Origin of the sequence: Sphingobium mellinum (assembly GCF_037860795.1) — a bacterium.
Classification (GTDB): Bacteria; Pseudomonadota; Alphaproteobacteria; order Sphingomonadales; family Sphingomonadaceae; genus Sphingobium; species Sphingobium mellinum.
Genome location: NZ_JBANRK010000014.1, coordinates 38,194 through 59,945, shown reverse-complemented (window position 1 = coordinate 59,945; position 21,752 = coordinate 38,194). Strand labels below are relative to the sequence as shown.

The 21,752-nt window shown below is 61.3% G+C and carries 27 protein-coding genes; 13 read left to right on the top strand and 14 right to left on the bottom strand.

Features of this window, described 5'->3' with window-relative positions; translation table 11 throughout:
- Positions 1 to 63: 63 nt before the first annotated feature.
- On the bottom strand, positions 64 to 564 hold the full coding sequence (locus AAC640_RS13875) for a DUF6306 domain-containing protein (protein WP_340267237.1): 501 nt from the start codon (positions 562 to 564) through the stop codon (positions 64 to 66).
- A complete protein-coding gene (locus AAC640_RS13870; RefSeq protein ID WP_340267235.1) occupies positions 561 to 1,409 on the bottom strand; it encodes a LysR family transcriptional regulator in 849 nt (282 codons plus the stop codon). The genes AAC640_RS13875 and AAC640_RS13870 overlap by 4 nt, the downstream gene beginning before the upstream one ends.
- Positions 1,410 to 1,637: 228 nt before the next feature.
- On the opposite strand from AAC640_RS13870, the gene AAC640_RS13865 reads away from it, so the two are divergent.
- The 11 genes from AAC640_RS13865 (at position 1,638) to AAC640_RS13815 (ending at position 11,348) form a co-directional block, all read left to right on the top strand.
- Complete coding sequence (locus tag AAC640_RS13865) at positions 1,638 to 1,946, top strand: hypothetical protein (RefSeq protein WP_340267233.1); 309 nt, start codon at positions 1,638 to 1,640, stop codon at positions 1,944 to 1,946.
- A 298-nt stretch (positions 1,947 to 2,244) separates the two neighbouring features.
- Complete coding sequence (locus tag AAC640_RS13860; RefSeq protein ID WP_340267231.1) at positions 2,245 to 2,886, top strand: peroxiredoxin; 642 nt, start codon at positions 2,245 to 2,247, stop codon at positions 2,884 to 2,886.
- Complete coding sequence (locus AAC640_RS13855) at positions 2,883 to 3,569, top strand: carbonic anhydrase (protein ID WP_340267229.1); 687 nt, start codon at positions 2,883 to 2,885, stop codon at positions 3,567 to 3,569. Before AAC640_RS13860 ends, AAC640_RS13855 begins: the two co-directional genes overlap by 4 nt.
- A complete protein-coding gene (locus AAC640_RS13850) occupies positions 3,566 to 3,964 on the top strand; it encodes a hypothetical protein (RefSeq protein ID WP_340267227.1) in 399 nt (132 codons plus the stop codon). Before AAC640_RS13855 ends, AAC640_RS13850 begins: the two co-directional genes overlap by 4 nt.
- Positions 3,954 to 4,760, top strand: a complete 807-nt coding sequence (locus AAC640_RS13845; RefSeq protein ID WP_340267225.1) for a 2OG-Fe dioxygenase family protein — start codon at positions 3,954 to 3,956, stop codon at positions 4,758 to 4,760. Before AAC640_RS13850 ends, AAC640_RS13845 begins: the two co-directional genes overlap by 11 nt.
- Entirely contained in the window at positions 4,753 to 5,454 is a 702-nt protein-coding gene (locus AAC640_RS13840) for a superoxide dismutase (RefSeq protein ID WP_340267223.1), read from the top strand. The genes AAC640_RS13845 and AAC640_RS13840 overlap by 8 nt, the downstream gene beginning before the upstream one ends.
- An 11-nt stretch (positions 5,455 to 5,465) precedes the next feature.
- The gene (locus AAC640_RS13835; protein WP_340267221.1) at positions 5,466 to 5,714 is read left to right on the top strand and encodes a hypothetical protein; all 249 of its coding nucleotides are present in this window, start codon (positions 5,466 to 5,468) and stop codon (positions 5,712 to 5,714) included.
- 86 nt (positions 5,715 to 5,800) lie between these two features.
- Positions 5,801 to 7,429 (top strand): Na+/H+ antiporter, encoded by a 1,629-nt coding sequence (locus AAC640_RS13830; protein ID WP_340267219.1) that lies wholly within the window; start codon positions 5,801 to 5,803, stop codon positions 7,427 to 7,429.
- 185 nt (positions 7,430 to 7,614) lie between these two features.
- Positions 7,615 to 9,216, top strand: coding sequence for an FMN-binding glutamate synthase family protein (locus AAC640_RS13825; protein ID WP_340267217.1), 1,602 nt, complete (start codon positions 7,615 to 7,617; stop codon positions 9,214 to 9,216).
- Between the two features lie 294 nt (positions 9,217 to 9,510).
- A complete protein-coding gene (gene rnk, locus AAC640_RS13820) occupies positions 9,511 to 10,092 on the top strand; it encodes a nucleoside diphosphate kinase regulator (RefSeq protein ID WP_340267215.1) in 582 nt (193 codons plus the stop codon).
- The gene (locus AAC640_RS13815) at positions 10,089 to 11,348 is read left to right on the top strand and encodes a Glu/Leu/Phe/Val family dehydrogenase (protein WP_340267213.1); all 1,260 of its coding nucleotides are present in this window, start codon (positions 10,089 to 10,091) and stop codon (positions 11,346 to 11,348) included. Before rnk ends, AAC640_RS13815 begins: the two co-directional genes overlap by 4 nt.
- A gap of 21 nt (positions 11,349 to 11,369) precedes the next feature.
- On the opposite strand, the gene AAC640_RS13810 is transcribed toward AAC640_RS13815, so the two are convergent.
- The 5 genes from AAC640_RS13810 to AAC640_RS13790 all read right to left on the bottom strand — a co-directional run bounded on the left by AAC640_RS13810 (position 11,370) and on the right by AAC640_RS13790 (position 14,322).
- Positions 11,370 to 11,789 (bottom strand): DoxX family protein, encoded by a 420-nt coding sequence (locus tag AAC640_RS13810; protein WP_340267211.1) that lies wholly within the window; start codon positions 11,787 to 11,789, stop codon positions 11,370 to 11,372.
- A 218-nt stretch (positions 11,790 to 12,007) separates the two neighbouring features.
- Positions 12,008 to 12,478, bottom strand: coding sequence for a Dps family protein (locus AAC640_RS13805; RefSeq protein WP_340267209.1), 471 nt, complete (start codon positions 12,476 to 12,478; stop codon positions 12,008 to 12,010).
- 201 nt (positions 12,479 to 12,679) lie between these two features.
- A complete protein-coding gene (locus AAC640_RS13800; RefSeq protein WP_340267207.1) occupies positions 12,680 to 12,976 on the bottom strand; it encodes a hypothetical protein in 297 nt (98 codons plus the stop codon).
- A gap of 549 nt (positions 12,977 to 13,525) precedes the next feature.
- Positions 13,526 to 13,969 carry a universal stress protein gene (locus AAC640_RS13795; protein ID WP_340267205.1) on the bottom strand — a complete coding sequence of 148 codons (444 nt, stop codon included), beginning with the start codon at positions 13,967 to 13,969 and terminating at the stop codon, positions 13,526 to 13,528.
- A gap of 179 nt (positions 13,970 to 14,148) precedes the next feature.
- Positions 14,149 to 14,322, bottom strand: a complete 174-nt coding sequence (locus AAC640_RS13790; protein ID WP_340267203.1) for a hypothetical protein — start codon at positions 14,320 to 14,322, stop codon at positions 14,149 to 14,151.
- A gap of 82 nt (positions 14,323 to 14,404) precedes the next feature.
- Between AAC640_RS13790 and AAC640_RS13785 the strand changes: the two genes are divergently transcribed.
- Positions 14,405 to 14,944 (top strand): Lrp/AsnC family transcriptional regulator, encoded by a 540-nt coding sequence (locus AAC640_RS13785; RefSeq protein WP_340267201.1) that lies wholly within the window; start codon positions 14,405 to 14,407, stop codon positions 14,942 to 14,944.
- Between the two features lie 78 nt (positions 14,945 to 15,022).
- Here AAC640_RS13785 and mreB read toward each other — a convergent pair whose 3' ends face one another.
- Together mreB and ctaD are read right to left on the bottom strand one after the other, a co-directional pair.
- The gene (mreB, locus tag AAC640_RS13780) at positions 15,023 to 16,027 is read right to left on the bottom strand and encodes a rod shape-determining protein (protein WP_340267199.1); all 1,005 of its coding nucleotides are present in this window, start codon (positions 16,025 to 16,027) and stop codon (positions 15,023 to 15,025) included.
- A 53-nt stretch (positions 16,028 to 16,080) separates the two neighbouring features.
- Positions 16,081 to 17,739, bottom strand: coding sequence for a cytochrome c oxidase subunit I (gene ctaD, locus AAC640_RS13775; protein ID WP_340267197.1), 1,659 nt, complete (start codon positions 17,737 to 17,739; stop codon positions 16,081 to 16,083).
- 85 nt (positions 17,740 to 17,824) lie between these two features.
- Between ctaD and AAC640_RS13770 the strand changes: the two genes are divergently transcribed.
- Complete coding sequence (locus AAC640_RS13770; protein ID WP_340267195.1) at positions 17,825 to 18,169, top strand: hypothetical protein; 345 nt, start codon at positions 17,825 to 17,827, stop codon at positions 18,167 to 18,169.
- Between the two features lie 292 nt (positions 18,170 to 18,461).
- Here the strand turns inward: AAC640_RS13770 and AAC640_RS13765 are convergent, their stop codons facing one another.
- From AAC640_RS13765 to AAC640_RS13745, 5 genes are all read right to left on the bottom strand, one after another.
- Entirely contained in the window at positions 18,462 to 18,926 is a 465-nt protein-coding gene (locus tag AAC640_RS13765; RefSeq protein WP_340267305.1) for a hypothetical protein, read from the bottom strand.
- A gap of 10 nt (positions 18,927 to 18,936) precedes the next feature.
- The gene (gene hmpA / locus AAC640_RS13760) at positions 18,937 to 20,148 is read right to left on the bottom strand and encodes an NO-inducible flavohemoprotein (protein WP_340267193.1); all 1,212 of its coding nucleotides are present in this window, start codon (positions 20,146 to 20,148) and stop codon (positions 18,937 to 18,939) included.
- A 55-nt stretch (positions 20,149 to 20,203) separates the two neighbouring features.
- Complete coding sequence (locus AAC640_RS13755) at positions 20,204 to 20,506, bottom strand: DUF1971 domain-containing protein (RefSeq protein WP_340267191.1); 303 nt, start codon at positions 20,504 to 20,506, stop codon at positions 20,204 to 20,206.
- A complete protein-coding gene (locus AAC640_RS13750) occupies positions 20,503 to 20,934 on the bottom strand; it encodes a group III truncated hemoglobin (protein ID WP_340267189.1) in 432 nt (143 codons plus the stop codon). Before AAC640_RS13750 ends, AAC640_RS13755 begins: the two co-directional genes overlap by 4 nt.
- Positions 20,935 to 21,310: 376 nt before the next feature.
- Positions 21,311 to 21,616: a hypothetical protein gene (locus AAC640_RS13745; RefSeq protein ID WP_340267187.1), complete on the bottom strand. Its 306-nt coding sequence runs from the start codon at positions 21,614 to 21,616 to the stop codon at positions 21,311 to 21,313.
- Positions 21,617 to 21,752: the final 136 nt, after the last annotated feature.

Here is a 21,752-nt window from a genome sequence, read left to right as displayed (position 1 = left end):
ACCGCATCCGGTCAGCGCCTTTCCGGTTTCTTGGAGTTTGATTGAGATTCTCGGTCCGGGGACTCACCGCCGTTTTTTCGGGGCCACGTTTGCCTGCAAGACTGCGGATGCACGGTCGATGTTGATACGATGGCTATCCAACATCTCGCGCAAATCGCCATGCAGGGCATCGTCCCGCACACGCGGCGCCAGTGCCTCGAGCTTTCGCACAACCCAGGCTTGCCCGCGATTTAGAAAGGCGAGTCGGTCGAGAGCTCCAGGAATGGTCATGGCCTTTGCGTAAAAGGCACCCGTCTTGCCCGACGGCATCGCGCCAAGCTGCTTGAGGTGCCGCGAGAGCATCGCACACCACCGGGCTTCGTCCGCGCGGACTGTCGTCATCAGCACGCCATATGGCGTTTCAGCCGCGCCCTTGCTGCTCGCAAGCGCAACCCGCGCGCCTGCCCGCTCAGCTTCCAGCAGTTCATTCAGGGCCGCAACGATCTCGTCACCGGCCGCGAAGCCCATGTAAACATCGTCGGCGCTCTCCGCATAGCAAGGGGGCGAGGAGAGGTCGTCGGTCATGCAGCAAGCGCCGCCGACGCGTGCAGTCCAGCGCGAACCTTGTCCATCACGCCGGGATCGGCCTTGGTCGAATGGACGACATAGGCTGAATAGGAAAACTCGGGACTCCCCGGCACGAGCGCGAGACGTCCTTCTTCGAGATAGGAGCGAATGAAGCCCATCCGGAAATAGCCACAGCCGCCGGTTGCCAGGATATAGTCCAAGGCCAGCGGGCCGTAGCTGATCGAAACGACCGCGTTGGGGTGGTCGGGGAAGGCCGCCTGATAGCTTGCGGCGAATTCATCGCCCCAATCGATCTGCACATGGTCTTCAGGCGCGAGCGGCGTGCTGACGGGGGTTGTTCGCACACAGACGAGCTTCTCTTCGAACAGGAGCTCGGCAATGATCCCCGGCCGGCTCGGTGCCGCATACAACACGGCAACATCGAGCGTACCGTCCTGGACCTGTTCCATCAGGCTCTCGGGCGAAGCAATTTGCGTGCTCACGGCAATCTCGGGGCACTGCTGGCGCATCCACAGCAGCCAATGCCGCAACAGCGGGCTCCACAGGCTGAGTTCCGCGCCGACCGTCACCACGGTTTCTCGGCCCGGAGGCAAGGCAACCGCCTTGCGTGCACGCTCCCACACCTGAACAAGAGTCGTCGCAAAGCGAAGGAACTGCTCGCCAGCGGGAGTCAGTTTTGCGCCGGCCTTGTTGCGGATGAAGACAGGGCGGTCGAGTTGATCCTCAAGCACGCGAATACGGGCGCTGACCGCGGTTTGGGTGAGGTTGAGATTGGCAGCAGCGCTCACGAAGCTGCCTGTCTTGACGACCTCGAGGAAGGTGCGCGCGACGCTGATATCCATCCCACAAAATCCTTATGCTCAATGCCCAATAATATTCGTTTGCTTGATGGATGCAACCGGGTTGATGATGCGATCACAAGGAGAGACCGCCATGGTCGAACCATCGCCAGGAGGCCGGCCTGCATTCGGGCCGAGACCGAGATGAAGCCGCTAGGATCTTTCCGACCCGAACCGCCGCCACCGCCACCTAGAGTTGAATTCTGGACGGCTCTCGCCGCGTTGGGGGCAATGATCCTGGGGATCGGCGTGATGCTGTATTGCTTCCACGACGCCGGCGCCATCAGCGACGAGGCGTTCCTTGCGATCATGGTGTTCTTCGTGGCGGTCGCCGCAGGGATTCTCATCGCGATGGACTCTGAAAGCCAGGCGCATCGCGATGCCGGGGCACGCTTCAAGGAAGTACCCCCGCCTTTCGACGTCACGATGATCTGGCCACCGGAATGCGGATGGAGAGCCGACCCGCCATCGGCGGAGGCTCAAACTCCGCGTGCCAAATCCCCGGCCAAACCCTCGCCTGGGAGAAGAGACAAATCGTGAGGGAAGGCCAAAAATGAGCAGGATCGGATCGGCAGTGCGTGCGGCGCCTTCGTCCGTTCCTTGAGAGCCGCGAACGCGATCGCGATCGAGACCGCAGGCTTATTTGTGCGGCCGATCGGCATCGTCCGCGGGGAGGATGGTGTGCTTTGCGCTCCCTTTCGCGCTCCTCGACGGGATGGCGGGGCCGGCGAGCATCCTCAGATTAACCGCAATATTATTGCGGAAAACCATTCATAACATTCGTTTGTTTGATGGACGCAGCTGAACCACATTGGGTGCACAGCATGAAGGAGTCTCCATGACCATTCAACTTGGGCAGATCGCCCCCGACTTTGAACAGGACACCACGCAAGGGCGCATCCGCTTTCACGACTGGCTGGGTGACAGCTGGGGCGTGCTCTTCAGCCATCCCAAGAATTTCACACCGGTGTGCACCACGGAGCTCGGCGAAGTCGCGAAGCTGCGCCCCGAATGGGACAAACGCAAGGTGAAGCCAATTGGACTCTCGGTCGACCCCGTCGAAGCCCACCACAAATGGGAACTCGATATCGAGGAGACCCAAGGGGCAAAGCTCGACTTCCCGATGATCGCTGACCCGGACGGCAAGGTTTCGAAGCTTTACGACATGATCCACCCGGAAAGCGACCCGACGGTCACGGTACGCTCGGTCTTCGTCATTGACCCGGCGCACAAGATTCGCCTGATCCTGACCTATCCCCCTTCGACGGGGCGCAATTTCCCGGAAATCCTGCGTGCCATCGACAGTCTCCAGCTCACCGATGCCCGCAGCATTGCCACGCCGGTCAATTGGGAGCCCGGACAACCGGTCGTGATCTCGCCCAAACTGTCCGATGAGGAGGCCTCGCGCCAGTTTCCGCAGGGGTACAAGACCCTCAAGCCCTATCTGAGGATCGTCGATCTGCAAAAGACCGGGCAATGAGGTGGTCCCGGGCGAGCGAGGAAGAGAAAACCGGTGCCACTGGTCCACGTGCCGAGGGCCTCCCTTCCCTGTTCGCCCGGAATCGTGCTTGGGCTTCGGCCAAGACCCTCGTCGATGCCGGTTTTTTCAGTCGTCTCGTCGGCCAGCAGCGGCCACGCTACTTTTGGATAGGGTGCTCGGACAGCCGTGTGCCGGCGACCGAAATCGTCGATCTCGACCCTGGCGAAATGTTCGTTCACCGCAACGTCGCCAACCTGGCGATCGCGAATGATCCCAACTTCGCCGCCGCCCTTCAGTTCGCCGTCGAGGTTCTCGAGGTGAAGCATATCATCGTCGTCGGCCACTACGGATGCGGCGGCATCCAGGCGGCGATGGGTCCGGAAACCCATGACGCCATCGAGAGCTGGCTTGCACCGGTTCGGGTGCTCTGCCGGTCCCACAGCCACATGGCCACACCGGGCTCGGATGAGGCTGATGATCTTTGTGAACGCAACGTCGTCGCCCAGGTTGAGGCGCTCGCGGTGAACCCGCTTGTACGCGGCACCTGGGCACGGCGAGTGGAACTGACACTCCATGGCTGGGTCTACGCGATAGGTGATGGCCTCCTGCAGGAGATCTGCGAGCCCGTTCGCAACGCTATGGCCTGCGGTCACGCCGTCACCAGCAAGGCGAGCATGCCATGAGCGCATGTGCCTTGTCCCCGGTCGGCGAAACGGAGTTCGGCGGAACTGCTCTCGCCGCCGCGATTGCCACTTGCCAGCGCGCTGTGGCGCCAAGCCGTGCGCTCGATTCGCAAATCGCCCTGGCGGTCTTTCCTGGCCTTCGCGAGCTTGCCGCCGTCGAAGAGGGTATCTGGACGCACGCCGACGGCACACGCGTGCGCGCGCTGCGCTATTCGGCTTCTCGAATGGCCGCCTCCACGCTTCTCCCGCTGGGGTGCTGGATCGAGCCGGACCAGCGTGGAACCACAGTCGCCGGCGCCCATGGCGAATGGGCCGGCATCCATGAGCGCGACGCGATCGCGCTTTGCATCGCCGCGCTCAGCGCGAAGATGGCGGAACTGGCCCATGGCGTTTGATCTGAACAGTGTTCTTCCAGCGCCCATCCGACCGCCCATTGGATGCTGCCCGGCAACCGCGCGGATCGAAACGCTAAAAACGGATGGCTACCTCCGCGGATCACCGGCGGAGTGGAACGCAGGCCCGATTCCAGTCGGCTTCTCCGATTGGACCACATTTGCTCGAAGCTGGGACCGGCTGGATCCCGATTGCTGGATGGGAGACGGTGGCGGCTACCGGCGGCGGCGGTTTGCAGCGTTCCATCTCGAAGAGGGATCAATCAGTCGCAAACGCCATCAACCGCACTATCAAAGCCGCCAACACAATCGCTTGAACGGTGGTTTCGTGCGCTGGTTCTCTCCGGTCGAGCGAGCGATTGGCAACCATCCCGTAACAATAAATCTGCTCCAAATCGGAGAAGCGCTTGCAGGCGCGCTGGCGGGCTGGACCGAGCCCGCATGGCACGCTGAGATGCATCAATTTCGCATCGCGGCCGATGCGATGGAAGCCGGGCACCCGACCCCCGAGGGCCTGCATCGGGACGGTGTGTCCGCTGTTCTGATGATGCTGGTTGGCCGACACAATGTCGCGGGCGGGGTCACAACAATCACAGAAGATGGCCGCTTCGTGACGGAAGTCACCCTCTCGCAACCGCGAGACGGCGTATTCCTCGATGATAGCCGCCTGCAACATTGCGTCAGCCCGATCACGGCCGCCGACAGCGATCGTCCGGGATGGCGCGATGCTCTGGTGCTCACTTTCCGGCCAGACCGGACCTTTTCCTCACCTGCTCTCAAGGAGATCCATCATGGCTAATCGAAGCTCGAGCGCAACGCTTTCCTCCCCCGACTCCAATCAGTTGGTTTTCGAGCTACCAGCGCTGCCTTATGGCGTCGGGGAGCTGCAGCCAGTCCTCTCCGCAGAAACGCTGCAAATCCACCATGGCAAGCACCACGCGCGCTATGTCGAGACGCTCAATCGCCTGCTTTCGGAGGAGAATTTCTCCGCGCATTCTCTCGAAGAGATCATCAGGATTGCCCACGGCAGCCGCGCCCATGGTCTGTTCAACAATGCGGCCCAGGCGTGGAACCACAGTTTCTTCTGGGAGAGCATGAGCCCAATCGCCTCAACCCCTTCGGGGCAGCTCGCAGGCGCAATCGCTTCCGCTTTCGGAAACGTCGCATCGCTACGGCAGCGCTTCATCACGGAAGGCAGCGGTCATTTCGGCTCCGGATGGGTCTGGCTGGTCGCGCGCGGGGATGGCCTGGAAGTGCTATCGACGCACGATGCAGGCACACCCCTTCTACAGGACGGCATCACACCGATCCTCGCCTGCGACGTTTGGGAGCACGCCTACTACATCGACTATCGGCAAGATCGCGCCAACTGGCTCACCGCCTGGTGGGACAAGCTGGCGAACTGGCAATTTGCCGAACGGCAATATCGCGCCGCGTGCGGCCAGGGCGAGCTCTGGCACTACCCCGCGCCCAAAAGCATCCCAACAGAATGAAGGAGGATGAAATGCTCATTGACGTCTTTGCCGGGCATGACCGAAACTCGGCAGCGCCCCGAGGAAGTTTCCACTTCGCGCGCTCTCCCAAGCCGGGCGAGCACGTCGAGATCGACGGGACGGTCCTCATCGTGACCCGCGCCTGGCATCGACCCGATATTTATTATCGGGGCGCGAAATTCGCCATTCTCGTAGGTGATCCGGTTGACCGTGGCGGGCCGGCGATCCCGATCCACGATGATGCGGAGGCGCTGGCCTAAGAGCGCAGCCTTCTCGGACAAGACTGGCGCGAGCGCTTCACAAAGCTAAGGAGTGATCGCACAGAATTTCTTGTTCGAGAGACCACTTGGAAACCGTAACACTCGTCCTGACATTGCTTTTTGCCGTGGTGGTGAGCGGCATATTGGCCCGGCTGCTCCCCATTTCGATCCCGCGCCCCCTCGTTCAAATCGCGCTGGGCGGGATCGTCGGGCTCGTCGCCGACTGGCGCGTGACGCTCGACCCTGAGATCTTTTTCGTGCTCTTCCTGCCGCCGCTGCTCTTTCTCGATGGATGGCGCATCCCGCGCGAGGACCTGTTCAAGGACGGATCGACGATCCTCGAACTCGCGCTTGGCCTGGTGGTGTTCACGGTGCTGGGGATGGGTTTCTTCATCAATTGGCTCATCCCCGCCATGCCTCTGGCCATTGCCTTCGCACTGGCCGCAGTGGTTTCTCCAACAGATCCTATCGCCGTGTCCGCAATCGCGCAGCGCACGCCCATTCCAAAGCGGATGATGCACATTCTTGAAGGTGAATCGCTGCTCAACGATGCGTCAGGCCTCGTCTGCCTGCGCTTTGCCGTGGCCGCGGCTCTCACCGGCGCCTTCTCGCTCGGCGATGCAGCCCTCAATTTTCTCTGGGTTGCGATCGGTGGAATAACAATCGGCGCGGGCCTTACCACGCTTGTCGGATGGTCGAAGACGGTGATTACGCGGCATCTTGGAGAGGAGAGCGGATCGCAGATCCTGATCAGCCTGCTCATTCCGTTTGGGGCCTACCTCATCGCCGAACATCTGCACTGCTCGGGTATCCTGGCAGCGGTTTCAGCGGGACTAGCCATGGGCTTCGTCGAAACCAGGGGCAACGCTCTGGCCATGACCCGGATACGCCGGACCACGGTCTGGGACATGATCCAGTTTACGGCGAACGGGGTTATATTCGTGCTGCTAGGCGAGCAGCTGCCGAGGATCCTTGCCGGCGCAGCGGACACGGTGCGATTGACCGGCCACCATGAACCTTGGTGGCTCATCATCTACGTCATCGCGATCAATCTCGGTCTCGCCGCGCTGCGCTTCGCCTGGGTGTGGCTATCGTTTCGCCTCACCCTGTATCGCCAGCCAGAAGATAGGAGCCGGCCCCATTGGCGGATCATCGGCGCGATGTCGTTTGCCGGCGTACGCGGCGCGATCACGCTGGCGGGCGTGCTGACGCTTCCCCTGACAATGTCGGACGGCTCGCCCTTCCCGGCGCGAGACCTCGCGATATTCCTGGCGATGGGCGTCATCATCCTTTCGCTGATTGCGGCATCGATCGGATTGCCGTTGATGATGCGCGGCCTCGAGATGCCGGCCGAGCCGACCGGTGACGCCGCGGTGGACGCAGCGCGGATTGCGGCGGCCGAGGCGGCAATCTTGGAAATCGAGCGCACCCAGCACCGGCTGGCCGAGGGCAGGAAGGACGCAGACGCATATGTCAACGTCGCCTTGCACCTGATGGATCTCTATCGTGAGCGCATCGACCATCAAACCACCCCGCCCGAGCAAAAGCACATCCGGCGGCGCGACGAGAAGATCGAGCGCGATCTTCGCCTTGCCGCGCTCAAGGCCGAGCGCCAGGAGATCTTTCGCCGTGTTCGCAACCGGCAGTTGGGCAGCGAGGCAGCGCGCAAGCTTGTCCGGGAGCTCGATCTCTTCGAAGCGCGGCTCGCTGTTTGAAATGCCTGGGGCGTCCAAGCCCACGGAGAATGGGCCGGCAACGAGCGGATGATGCAGCTCCCGTCTGAAGCCAATCCGGTCTATGCATTCGTCCGGCACCCAGAGCGATCCCGTCGCTCGATCGCTCTGCCCACGAGCCTGCGCGGAAGCTGGCGCAGGACCCTTCTACAATCACGGAGTGCGCCTTGTTCCTGACACGCTTCACTGCCCTCAGCGTCGCGCTCGTCAGCGCCGTGGTGTCGGGCTATTACCTCCCCGCAATTTGGGCCATCCCCCTATTCGCGATCAGTGTCTTCTTGACCACCATCGGCCTTTATGACCTCGCACAGCCGCTCCACTCGGTACGGCGCAATTACCCGATCATCGGCCGCCTTCGTTGGTTCTTTGAAGAGATCCGACCAGAGATTCGCCAGTATCTCATCGAGGGTGATCACGACGAGACTCCGTTCTCCCGCAGCCAACGCTCCCTGGTTTATGCGCGCGCCAAGAACGAGAGCAGCGAACGCGCGTTCGGTACCCTTCTCGACGTCTATCAAAACGGCCACGAATTCATCGCCCATTCCAACAGGCCGGCACCCGTGGCGGATCCCGCGACGTTCAGAATCTCCATAGGGGGAGATGCTTGCAGCCGACCCTACTCCGCCTCCATTTTCAACATCTCCGCGATGAGCTTCGGCTCATTGAGCGGGAATGCCATCCGCGCCCTGAACCAAGGCGCCAAAATGGGCGGCTTCGCTCATGACACCGGCGAGGGCAGCATCAGCCCCTATCACCGCGAATTCGGAGGCGATCTCATATGGGAGATCGGAAGCGGCTATTTTGGCTGCCGCACAGCAGACGGCCACTTCGATCCGATCCGCTTTGCCCAGCAGGCGAGCGACCCGCAGGTCAAGATGATCGAAATCAAACTCAGCCAAGGTGCGAAACCGGGTCATGGCGGGATCCTTCCGGCCGGCAAGGTCACTCCTGAGATTTCGGTGACCCGCGGCGTTCCGACCGGCGAGGACTGTATATCGCCAGCCCGGCACCGCGCGTTCTCGACCCCGCTCGAGCTGATGCACTTCATAGCCGAACTACGTCGTCTTTCGGACGGTAAGCCCGTCGGGTTCAAGCTGTGCGTCGGCCAACCCTGGGAATTCATGGCGATCGTGAAGGCGATGCGCGAGACCGGCATCCATCCCGACTACATCGTCGTCGATGGCGCCGAGGGCGGCACCGGAGCATCGCCGCTAGAGTTCTCCGATCATTTGGGCATGCCGATGCGCGAAGGTCTGCTGTTCGTTCACAACACGCTGGTCGGAGCAGGCCTCCGCGGCAAGGTCAAACTGGGCGCAGCGGGCAAGATCGTCAGCGCCTTCGACATCGCGGCAACGCTGGCTCTTGGGGCCGATTGGACGAATGCGGGGCGCAGCTTTATGTTCGCCCTGGGCTGTATCCAGTCGCTCACATGCCACACGAACCGGTGCCCCACAGGGGTCGCCACGCAAGATCCGCTGCGCCAGCGAGCCCTCGCCGTGCCCGAGAAGGCCGAGCGCGTCTTCAATTTTCACCACAACACAGTCACCGCACTCGCCGAAATGATTGCCGCAGCGGGGCTCGAACACCCCAGTCAGGTGGGGCCGCATCATCTTGTTCGCCGCGTCAGCCTGACCGAGATCCGCATGTTCTCGCAACTTCACATGTTTCTCGAGGACGGGGAACTGCTCACTGACGCTCATGATCGCGATTTTTATAGCGCGGCCTGGAGACTTGCTCGGGCTGACAGCTTCGACTTCGCCGGACGATAGTGGCCGGCGATTGTCAGCCCTGCGTCCGCCCCATCCGGGGATTCTCGCTTCGTGATGAAAGATCGCGCGCGAACTTCACATCGCGGCGCCTTGAGGGTCCACCAGGAAGTTTAGCCGCGTCCACAGCTGGCTAATTGGGCCTACGAGCAGCGAGCAATGCCTTTTACGGCACGATCGCATTTGACTTGGGCGGGACACTTCCTACATCATGATCTTATGGAGATCCGTCGCCGTCATTTTCGCTTTCGCCACCACGGGGGGCAGCTTCTCGCGGGCTCATAGCCCCGGGTTCCGGTGCGTCGTGCCCCGAACTCGGGGCTCAAGATCAAGCCACTTGAGACAGCCCCGACGAGGTTCGGTGCGGCTGTTCACCTTTTGAAAGCGAAACCAATGACCACTATCAAGGCGAGCCGCCGGCCGCCGATCCACATGATTGATACAGAAGCCGAAGCCCTGACCGATCTGGCAATTGCGGCCGAAGATCGCTCACCGCAAGCGAGCGAACTGCTGCTCAACGAAATAGCGCGAGCGACGACGCATACAGCCGACCGCATGCCGCGCAACGTCGTCACCATGCATGCCACGGTCCGGTTCATCGATGAGGCAAGCGGCAAAGACTATAGCTACCAGCTCACCTACCCCGGGGAAGCCGACATTTCAGCGGGCCGGATCTCGATCCTCACCCCGGTCGGAGCGGGCCTGATCGGGCTGCGCGAAGGGCAATCGATTCTTTGGCCCGATCGGGAGGGGCATGAGCGCGAGCTCAAGATCGTGGCGGTCTCGCAAGCGACCGCGGCGACTAATCATCTCCCGCAGCCGAAATCATCTCCCGCAGCCGAAATCATCTCCCGCAGCCGCAATAGAGTAATCCGATGAATTCCTCCTTGCTCGATCAGGCCCTCACCCGGCTTGATGACGCGGCGCGTCATCTTAAGCTTGACCCCGATGTCCTGGAAAAGCTGAAATATCCGCGCGAAACGACAAAGACGCGGCTGCTGATCCGGATGGACGACGGATCGCGCAAATCGTTCATGGCTTGGCGCTGCCGCTATGACGACACGCGCGGGCCCACGAAGGGAGGCATTCGCTTCCATCCAGACGCGACTGCCGATGAGGTCGAGACGCTCGCCTTCTGGATGACCTTCAAATGCGCGGTAATGAACCTGCCCTATGGCGGGGGCAAAGGGGCTGTCCAAGTCGATCCCCGCAAGCTCTCGAAAGCCGAACTGGAACGGCTGTCTCGCGCCTATATGCAGGCGTTCTCCAGCATCATCGGTCCGGATAGGGATATTCCGGCGCCCGACGTCTACACGAACGCGATGATCATGGGATGGATGGCGGACGAGTACGCCTCGATCGTTGGCCGCGTATCGCCGGCTGTGATAACGGGCAAACCGATCGCATTGGGCGGTTCGCTGGGCCGGGACGATGCGACGGCACGAGGCGGCTTTTACCTGCTACGGCATCTCGAGCAGGAGCTTGGCGTCGGACCGGGTTCGCGTGTCGTCGTCCAGGGCTTTGGAAATGCCGGCAGCCACATCGCTCGTTTGCTGGACGAAGTGGGCTACCGGATCGTCGCCGTGTCCGATTCCCGGCATGGTGTATGTGCGCCGGCCGGCATCCCGTTCGCGCGCCTGATCGCGGCCAAGCAGTCGGCCGGGCTGGAAAGCCTGGCCGGAACCGAGGGCATCGAGGCGATCCCACCCGGTGAAATCATCGGTGTGGACTGCGAGATTCTTGTGCCTGCGGCACTCGAAAACCTCATCCATGGGGGAAATGCGGCATCGGTGAAAGCCAAGGTCGTCGTGGAGCTGGCGAATGGTCCGGTGACGCCCGAGGCGGACGAGGTCCTGGAAAGGGCAGGCGTTGCCGTGGTCCCGGATATTCTCGCCAACGCCGGCGGCGTAACCGTCTCCTATTTCGAGTGGGTGCAAAATCGGCAGGGGTACTACTGGACCATAGGCGAGATTCATGATCGGCTTAAGGCCAGCATGGAAGCCGAAGGGCGCGCGATCTGGACATGTGCGAAGGAGCACCGGATCACGCTGCGCAGCGCGGCATATGTGCATGCGCTCGGCCGGCTCGCCGAAGCAATCGAAGCTCACGGCACGCAGCAGTTCTTCACTTCCTGAACGATCTGTGGTTCGCCGGGCCTATGCGTTCACGTTCTCGCCGTCGGCAGGGCGCGTCTTCGTTCTCAGGCCGTCCACGCTCAACGCGCCCGGCCCGGTGAACACGAGGTAGAGGAAGACGAAGCAGTACAGGATCGCTGCATCGCCGCCATTGTTGACGGGAAAGAAGTTGTTCGGCGCATGGGCCATCCAATAGGCGACCGCCATCGTGCCGGAGGCGAGGAACGCCGCGGGACGAGTGAAGAGGCCGATCGTGATCAGCGCACCCGCCACCAGCTCGACGATGCCCGCGAAAGCCGCTGGATTGTCCAGGGTCCAACCCGATCCGGCATAGTCGCCGCCTGGAAAGCCGAAAAATTTCTGTGTCCCGTGCTCTAGGAAGACGAGCCCCGAGGCGATCCGCAACAGAACCAGTGCGTAGGGCGCTTTGCGTTCGATCACGACTTCAACTCTCACGCGATCCTCCCTCGTTGCGGCCATGGAGCCGGGGTTAATGGACCTCGGCCTCCGGAATGCGGCAATGAACCAGCAGTCACATCTAAGGTTAGCGCCTCTATCATCGGTCGGCCACCCCGGAGAAGCGCCGAGCGCTGTCCATCTCGGCAGTCTTTCGACACCCCCCTCGCCGAGTGTCCATGTCACTGGAAATTTCCGGATCGCTATTCCTCGAGTAGGCTGCGCAGCATCCAGGCTGTTTTCTCATGGACATCGAGCCGCTGGGTCAGCAGGTCCGCCGTCGGCTGATCGTTTGCGGCCTCGACCGTGGGAAAGAGCTGACGGGCCGTGCGAGCGGTTGCTTCCTGGGCGTCCACCAGATGACGGACCATCTCCATAGCCTTGGGAACTCCGTCGACTTCCTTGATCGAAGCCAGCGCCGCAAATTCCTTGTAGGTGCCAGGAGCAGGGAAGCCCAGAGCGCGGATACGCTCAGCGATGAGATCCAGCGCCGTCCACTGCTCAGTGTACTGCTGCATGAACATCACATGCAGGGTATTGAACATTGGGCCGGTAACATTCCAGTGGAAACTGTGGGTCATCAAATAGAGCGTGTAACTGTCGGCCAAAAGCCGCGAGAGTCCGGTGCTGATTTGTTCGCGCTCTTCGTGCGAAAGGCCAATATTGATTGCCATCGGATGTCTCCATAGCGATATGCATCGTTTCCGTGTCGGGCTCGAAAACTTTCGACTCGGTATGCCGGCAGTTGTCGTTACCGCCGCGTTGACGTCATACTCCCCCCTGGTCGTGCGCAAGTCCACCCCGATATGGCCTCTGCAGGGATCCGCGCGCGCGCCTTGCGGCTCTCACGCATAGCGGCCGATCAGCCGTCCTCATTACGAGAACAACCACCAGAGTGCGAGCCCCGCCAGGACTGCGGGAAGCGCAAATTGGGCGAGCGTTACCATCGGAGCCTTCAGTTTAGACCGGTGATCGCGCAGAAAGTGCGCTAGCTTGGTTGCCAGCCGATCATCCGCGGTGATCAAGACCTGATCCAGCATCGGCAGGTCAGGCATGAGATCGATTAGCTTTGCCAGGTCTTCTGGGCTCAGGTGAGGATAGCGGCCGAGCAGGCTTTCAACCTGCAATGCCGTGTCGGAGCGCGGCCTCAACCGGCGATACGAGGTTGCCATTGGTGTCTGTCCTTTCCAGCGGCCTGGCAACTTCCAGGAGACAAGCCGCCGCCTATGTCGAACGGGAATTCGCCTGGCATCGAAAAGATGAGATGCGCGACACCTACCGGCGAGCGCTTCCGATGCCGTTCGCTGCCGGACGCTTGAGCTGGCGAGACGAGCGTCCGGCTAGTCGCCAAACATGAGGCGCTGGGGCTCCCGAGGATCTAAGAAAGGACGAACATGCATACAGTTCATATGGGTCTTTGTGGCGACAATTCAAATGTTCGCTCGCCTGCCGGCCGCTCACCGACCCCGTTGCCCAAGCGGCAGGTCAACGGCCGGTCGTGTTCGATCGATATCGGTTAGGCTTTTGCATGACGCGAGTGCCTTCGGCGGCGACCTCGGCTTGCCAACGGCGAGCGTCACCTCGTTCTTTACGTCTGGTTCCGGACCGCGTCTGCCAATGGTTACCTGTCGCGGGCTCGAGCGGGCGCGGCAGGACCGGCGAGGTCAATTCGCGTCGGTCTGGCTATAAACGCGCGCACCAACCTCGCCGAAACGCAAGGCCTATCGCACCACAAGCACCGGGATATGGCCGTGCGACAATACTTCGTAAGTCTTGCTTCCAAGCATCAGCCGTCCCAAGCCGCGTCGCCCGTGCGAACCCATTGCTATGAGATCACAATCACGTGCGGTCGCCGCGGCAAGGATCGCTTCCGCTGGCTGGCCATCCGCCACATGCAATGTTTCTACCGCGACACCGGCGCGGCCGGCAGCCGCCTCAACGGCGGCCAATCTTTCCTTTGCGATCCCCTGCTGCGAGGTTTCGTAGCTCTCCATCAACGATGCGTTCGGGACGTAGGCAAACTCCCCCCCGGCTATCGGGAACGGCTCGGTCACGGTGATGATCGTAGCCCGGGCGCCGAGCGCCTTCGCAAGCGAGAGGCCATGGTCGACTCCTTTCTCGGCAACATCGGAACCATCCGTCGCAATGAGTATGTGCTTGTACATCAGCCTCTCCTGTTCGTTGCGTTCGAGCAGCTTGAAGGATTGCGAGCTTGCAGTCGAGGTGACTCCGCGCCTCGCGCACTGGTCCTCGATCCGGGCCCGGGGCGGGGCGTCAAGGTACCCGCGCCCGGCCAATTCCTCGCCATCCATCGACGGGCGGAACGGGGACGCAAGCGTTCCGGCTATGCGCCGGTAACCGCACCGATGGGGACGGTCTCGACCGGGCCCCGCTCGAGGAGGCTATTGGCCCGCCGCCAAGGCGCGTCATAATGAATCGCGACGGCTGCCTCGGAGGTTTCGAAGAAAGAACGCCAGGTGCGGCCGAGGAGACCTGCCTGGTTCCGATTATCAGTCATGCTTTGCCTCCTTTTCGAGTAGCACTGAAGGGATCTTGTCGGTGAAACGACCCTCAGCGTTCTACAATGGATCAAGAGGTGCTTGGCGCCCAAGTCAGCACTATCGGCGCATCTTTTTTGCGTTATTCTCCACCATATGCGAAAACTCACCGATCTCGACGAATTTGATCGGCGCCTACTCACCCGGGTGCGACGCAACAATCTAGAGCCCGCCCGGATTCTTGCGGAAAATGTCGGCCTGTCTGTTTCAGCCGTGCTACGGCGACTGCGTCGCCTGCGAGAAGAGGATATCATCGTAGCGGATATAGCAGTCGTGAACCCGGCGCTGACCGGATCCGCCTTGACGGTGCACATCGTCGTTCGAATGAAGGAACCTGGGCGACGGCCGAGGGATATGTTCGCCCGAAGCTTGCAAAATCATCCCGAGGTCACCGGCGCGTGGGAGGTGACCGGCGATGACGATTTCCTGCTGAAGGTCCAGATGACTTCGATGGCGCAATACGATGCCTTCGTACGTCGGGCACTCGACGAGGAGGCGGGCGTTTTGTCTTTCAAATCGCTCATCACGATCAGTACCGTTGTTGAGGACGATCTTTCAACGCGGCCGCTGCTGGGGGATTGAGCGCGCGGGGTGAACGGCTTCCCAATGAGGCCCCATCAGCTGTCCAAAATTAATTCCCAGACAGGACGGGTTCCTCCGTTAACCGGCCAGCATTTGATGGAGTCCATTGGCCACGCATTGAGCCGGCTGCTCGGCGGTTTCGACATGTAGCCCCGTCGCATCCGCGATCATGGTGCGTACCAGCGGCATCATCGCGCCGCCACCGGTCAGAACAACCCCCCGCCCGTGGATGTCCCGGCTAAGCTCCGGAGAGGTGCGGCCCAACACATCGCGGACCACTCCAACGATCTGTTCGACATGTTTCTCAACGATGCGATCGAGCTCCGAGACCTTGATGTCGAGCGATTTGGGAAGCCCTTCGCGCAAACAGCGTCCTCGCACCGCGATAACTGCCGACAGGTCACACTCCGAATCCTCACGTCTCGCGACATAATCCAGCTTGAGCTGCTCTGCCGTCAGGTCGCCGATCAGAAATTTGTGATTGAGGTGCAGGTGATCGGCCATGGCGCGGTCGAGAGTCGAGCCGCCAATGCGAACCGAACCCGACGCACAAATGCCGCCGAGCGAAAACACCGCGACTTCGGTCGTGCCGGCTCCGCATTCGATCAACATCGAACCAGCCGGCGCTTCTACCGGGAGCGCCGCGCCGATCGCCGCGACGAGCGGCTCAGCCACGAGTGTCACCTTGCCGATCCCCGCGTCATTGGCCGCTGTCAGCATCGCGCTTCGCTCGGCTTGGGTGGAGTCAGCCGGCACGCCGATAAGCGCGCTGATCGATCGCCGATGCTTGCGGCCAAGGGCTCGCGACAGCGCGTAACGCAACAATCCTCTTGCCGCATCGATATCCTGCAAGACGCCGCGGCAAAGCGGCCTTTTTACCTGGAGATTGCGCGGCGTTCGATCGACCATGGCGTGGGCTTCGGCGCCCGCGGCAACGAGGTCGCTCATCCCGTGCTGGCGGGAGAAGCAGCACAAGGAGGGTTCATCGAAGACGATGCCGTCGCTGCGATGAATGATGCGCACATTCGCGGTGCCGAAATCTACCGCGATCTCGGGCCGACGCCAGGAGAGGATTGAAACCACGTGGCCGCCTTATCAAGCTACCCCCGGTTTGTCTCCTTTCTTGATCCCCGATCTCAGCCAATCCGGGGCAGCGTCTCGAACTGGTGAAAGGGGGGTGGGCTCGAAAGCGTCCATTCGAGCGTCGTTGCACCGTCCCCCCATGGATTGTCGCCAGCCTTGGCGCCGCGCAGGAATGCCCACAGGATGTTCGCGAAGAAGAATAGCATGCCGAATGCCATCACCGCGTAGCCGACCGAGGCTACATGATTCCAATAGGCGAAGGCCTCCGGGTAGTCAGGGTAGCGCCGCGGCATGCCCTGAAGGCCGAGGAAATGCATCGGGAAGAAGAGAATATTCACCCCGGCAAAGAAAATCCAGAAATGGATCTTTCCCAAGATCTCGCTGTACATTCGGCCGGTCATTTTCGGGAACCAGTAGTAAAATCCGGCAAACAGCGAGAATACGGCGCCGAGCGACAGAACATAGTGGAAGTGTGCTATCACATAGTAAGTATCCTGCAGCGCGTCATCGATTCCGCCGTTGGCGAGTACCACCCCCGTGACGCCGCCGATCGTGAACATGAAGATGAACCCGAGGGCCCAGAGAAGAGGGGTCTTGAACGATATCGACCCGCCCCATAGCGTCGCGAGCCACGAGAAGACCTTTATGCCCGTAGGCACGGCGATCACCATCGACGCCGCGGTGAAATAGATTTTGACGTTGACCGACAACCCCACCGTAAACATGTGGTGCGCCCACACGATGAACCCGATGACCGCAATCGCCACCATCGCATAGGCCATGCCAAGATAGCCGAAGACCGGTTTGCTGCTGAAGGTCGACGTCACCTGGCTGATGATCCCGAACCCGGGCAGGATCATGATATAGACCTCGGGGTGTCCGAAGAACCAGAAGAGGTGCTGATAGAGCAAGGGATCGCCGCCGCCCGCCGGATCGAAGAACGTGGTTCCGAAGTTGCGGTCCGTCAGGAGCATCGTAATCGCCGCAGCCAGGACCGGCAAGGCGAACAACAGCATGAAAGCCGTCACGAGCATCGACCAGCAGAACAGCGGCATCTTATGTAGCGTCATACCCGGCGCTCGCATGTTCAAGATGGTCGTGATGAAATTGATCGCCCCAAGGATCGACGAAATGCCGGCGAGGTGCATCGACAGGATCACCATGTCTACCGCCGGTCCAGGCGACCCGCTGGTAGCCAGCGGCGCGTAGAGGGTCCACCCGGTTCCCGCTCCGTTGCCGGAGCCGCCGGGCACGAAAGCGGACGCAAGGAAAAGCGGGAATGCGGCCGCCAGCAGCCAGAAGCTCATATTGTTCATGCGCGGGAATGCCATGTCGGGCGCGCCTATCAGGATCGGGACCATCCAGTTCCCGAAGCCCCCCACCATCGCCGGCATGATCACGAAGAAGATCATAATCAGGCCATGCGCCGTCACCAGGACATTCCAGAGATGGAGCGAGGCGGAAAAGTCGCCGCTGCCCAGCCATAGCGGGAGATACTGGATTCCCGGGTGCGCGAGCTCAAGGCGCATCATCCCGGAGATGGCGGCACCAAGGATTCCGGCGACAACCGAGAAGATCAGGTAGAGCGTGCCGATATCCTTGTGGTTCGTCGACATGAACCAGCGCGCGAAGAAGGATGGCCTGGCTTCGTGTCCACCTGCCTCCTCCTGATAAGCGCGAAACGCTGTTCCTCCTGCTACGGCGCCGCCCATCGTCGTCTCCTCGCACTAACCGGAGACGATAGGACTTTGGCAGCGTCAACGCCGCCCGCGGACGCGCCTCATCCGCAGCTGCGCAGTGCCGGCTGCGCAGCCTGTCGTCACGAAAAATGGCGCCTTCGTCTCTTCGGCCAGTGACCTACCATCCTGCCTCCCAGCGACAAAGATCATCTTTTCGCTGGATCCCAGCAATAATTATGGTGTTACTTGGATGATAGCTCACGGATCTGCTCGCGACCGGAAAAATATTAAAATCGATCGCAGCAATTGCATGCTCGCCGGGCGCATCGATTGGAACAAACGCGCCTTTTCTTATGGACGAGGCTCATCGGACGCATCACGACACCAGCCTGAAACCAAGAATGCGGCGACGGGCACGGCCAGAAAAATGAGCATCATGATCTGCGCGTTGCTCAAAACCTGATACTCGCTGAGGCAAATAAGGCCGAAAGTGACGCCTGCGAGAATAACCGTCCACAAAGCTCGCCCCCAAGTGAACGAAGCCCGTGTCGAACGGTTTCTCGGCGTCTGCCCCGTCATGAGGCATCCTTTCCTGACTGGCGCAAGCCGGGAACCAGGTACCGTTGTTTGGCCTGCCAGGAGAGGGTGGGGCATCGGACGCTACCGTGCAAATGAATGTTCTTGCCCGCTCGCGGCAAAATTTATGCGGCACGATCCAACGGATATTCGGGACTTCGCGGCTTGCCCCGCCCAAATCAGAACAGACCATGGCTGCCTCCCACCGCGCCGATGACGGTCCCGACAGCGGCAGCCAGCAAGACGCGATGCATCGTTTCCATACGCGTGAAAACAGCTGCCGGGTCATTTGATGCAGCCATGCGCCGGTGGAGAAGCAATGGCTCGATGATGAAAAGCATAACCGCGAACACAAGCCAAAGCGCGACCATCGCGTGCATCCACCAGAGATGAGGGTCGCCGAAGCGCTCCCACATCTCGCCGCGCCAAACCATCCAGAACCCGCTCGCACCAGCAAGCAGCACCCAAAGGCGAGCCTGCGGGGCGAAGCGGCTTTCGTATCGATGGAAGGCGGCAAGCCGGTCGTTGGGCCGCTGCTCTGCGCGCGCGGACGGCATCACCACCAGCGTCACGAAGGCCACGCCGCCGATCCAGAATAGGACGGCGATGACATGCACAACGCGGGCGATGATGAAATCCTGCATCGGCTTTGGCTCAAGCCGCCAGAAGTTCGTCGGCCGGGCCGAAGAACTCATAGTGGATCCGGTCCGAGGCCACCCCGGCAAGCGACAGCGCGGAGACAGCCGCGCGGAGGAATGGGCGCGGACCGCAAATATAGAAATCGGCGGCGCCTACAGGTGTGTTCGCGATCAGCCACTCGTCGGTGATGATCCCCGCGTGATCATAGTCCCTGCCCGCGACCTCACCGGACAGCGGCGTCTGATGGAAATCGACGACTTCGATCGTGGCGGCGTTCGCCGCGATCGTCCGGACATGATCCCGCATCGCATGGGTCTCGCGGTCATGGGTGCCGTGGATGTAAAAGGTCTGCACGTCCTTGTGGCGTGCAGCGATCGTCTCGAGCATGGCGACCATCGGCGTCAGGCCGACGCCGCCCGAGAGCAGCACGACCGGGCGTTCGGGATGCTCGGCCAGGAAGAACTCGCCGGCCGGTGGCGCCACCTTGAGAATGGTGCCCACCTGGGCATGATCATGGAGCCACCCCGATGCCAGCCCCTGCGGCTCGCGCTTCACCGAGATGCGATAGGTCTCTCCATTGGCCGCGTCCGAAATGGAATAGTTACGCTTGACCGGCGGATGCCCGGGAATCTCTAGCCAGAAGGTCAGATACTGGCCCGCCTTTTGTTCGATGACGCGCCGGTCGTCGACGGGCCGCAGGATGAAGGAACTGATCACGCTGCTTTCACGAACGATCTGCTCGATGCGGAATTCGCGCCAACCGTTCCAACCACCAGGAGCCCCCAACTGCTCGCCATAAACGCGCTCTTCACGGGCAATCAGAATATCCGCGAGGAACCAATAGGCCTCGCCCCAGGCAGCGAGGATATCGTCCGTCGCCGCCTCGCCCAGCACCGCCTTGATCGCACCAAGCAAGGCCTCGCCGACGTGCGGATAGTGCTCGGGCAGGATCTGCAAGCCGACATGCTTCTGGGCGATGCGCTCGACCGCCGGAGCCAGGGCACCGAGATTCTCAATATTGCTGGCGTAAGCGAGGATCGCTCCCGTCAATGCACGCGGCTGCGAGCCCGCGTCGCCGTGGTGCGACTGGTTGAACAGATCGCGGATCTCCGGGTTCTGAAACATGCGGGCGTACATTTCGTGCACAATATCGAGGCCATGGGCCTCGAGCGCGGGAACGGTGGCTTTGACGAGCGCAATGGTGCGCTCGCTGAGTGTCTTCGACATCAACGTCTCCTTGGATTCAAATAAAGAAAATCAACAATCTAGATAGGTGAAGCGCTCAACCGGGCGGTTGATTGTAGAAATCGACCTGCATCTTCATGGGCCCCTGCGGTGTTACGAAATGCGGCTGCTCGGGCAGGACGATGGCGGCCTGCTCGGCGTCGAGAAGGATTTCGGACGGCGGTTCAAGATAGGAAAGCCGAAGCTTGCCCTCGATAACCCGTATGAGGCCCCAGACCCCAGCCTTGGTCGCATGGCGACCTCGCAGGGCAGATGGCAGGGAATCCTGATCGAATACCGGGGTCGACCGGTATGGGGCCGGCGCCTTCGCGGCGCGAGCTGGATCGTCCTCGTCGGTCACGTCAAAGCCCCCTCACCCAGCGCGGCACCGGCCCTTGCCGGTGCGCCAGTCGGCGGCCGGTCCAACCGAAAAAACATCGCCAGTTGCAGGCTTTCCGCGATCCTACGGGCCTTTGCCTGGAGCGCGGCCGCTGCTTGAGCGTCCATCAACTCGTCAGTCGTTTGCGTCCAGAGTGCCAACCAGCGTTCGAACAGAGCAGGAGTTATCCGGTCCCGATGTTGCATATGCGCCGGGACCGGCTGACCCTTGTAGCGCCCGGTGGTCAACATCACCGAGGACCAGAAATTCGCCAGCTTCTCAAGATGCTCGGGCCAATCGCCGATTGCATCGTTGAATATGGGCCCTAGCGCGTCATCCGCCCGAACGCGCGCGTAGAAGGCATTGACCAGGCTCTCCAGCCCGTTGTCGTCCATCTGCAAGCGGATCATGGCGCGACTCCGTAAAACATGCATCTGGTATGCACCTATCAAACACGAGAAAAAGATGCAACTTAAATACTTCTATTTTCTGATTGCGCCGGGCCCCGTGCGATCGGGGCTGATCACACCGCGCGGCCTCCTTGGCGCGCGTGATTACCCCGTGGAGGCGGCTATTGGTTGGAGCCCCGTCGCACAGCCGGCGACTTCAACGCTGCAATGACGAGGCGGCGCACTACTTGCCCCCGCGCGCGCTGCTGAGAGCTCGCTGCGACCACCTCACGCCGAATGCGCCTCACGAGGTGGCGCAATTCAGCGAAATTCGGTTTTCTCTCCTGGCCCAGCACCGCAATGAGGGCAGGATAGTGCCAAACGCGCGACACGACGATCACGGTCTTGACCCAGGCTTGGCCAAACGATGCTTTTCGTCGCGCGGAGATTCGGTCCTCGCAGCTTGAGCGGCGAAATACAGCCCGGCCGACGCAACGAGCCCGAATATGGCGGCCATCTTGAAGAATTCGCTATGCCCCAAAGCGGCGAACCAAATCCCGCCAATCATCCCGAGCAACAAGGCCCATCCCCAGCGACGATGGTGAATGCGGCCAGCGACCCACCAGGCGAGGCAGGTAAGAAGGGCAGCGGCCAACAGACTGCCTACCGTCATTCCGACGGCCACGGCCAAGATCTTCAACATCGGCATAGCTGCCTCCATCGATGTCCCGCCGGCCAAAGGCGGGTATCCTTCCACCCTCCCGTGATTCGCCCGGACATTATATCGTATTACGATGTATTTGCAAGGAGACGGCCCGCGGCAGTGCTCTCACCAAGGG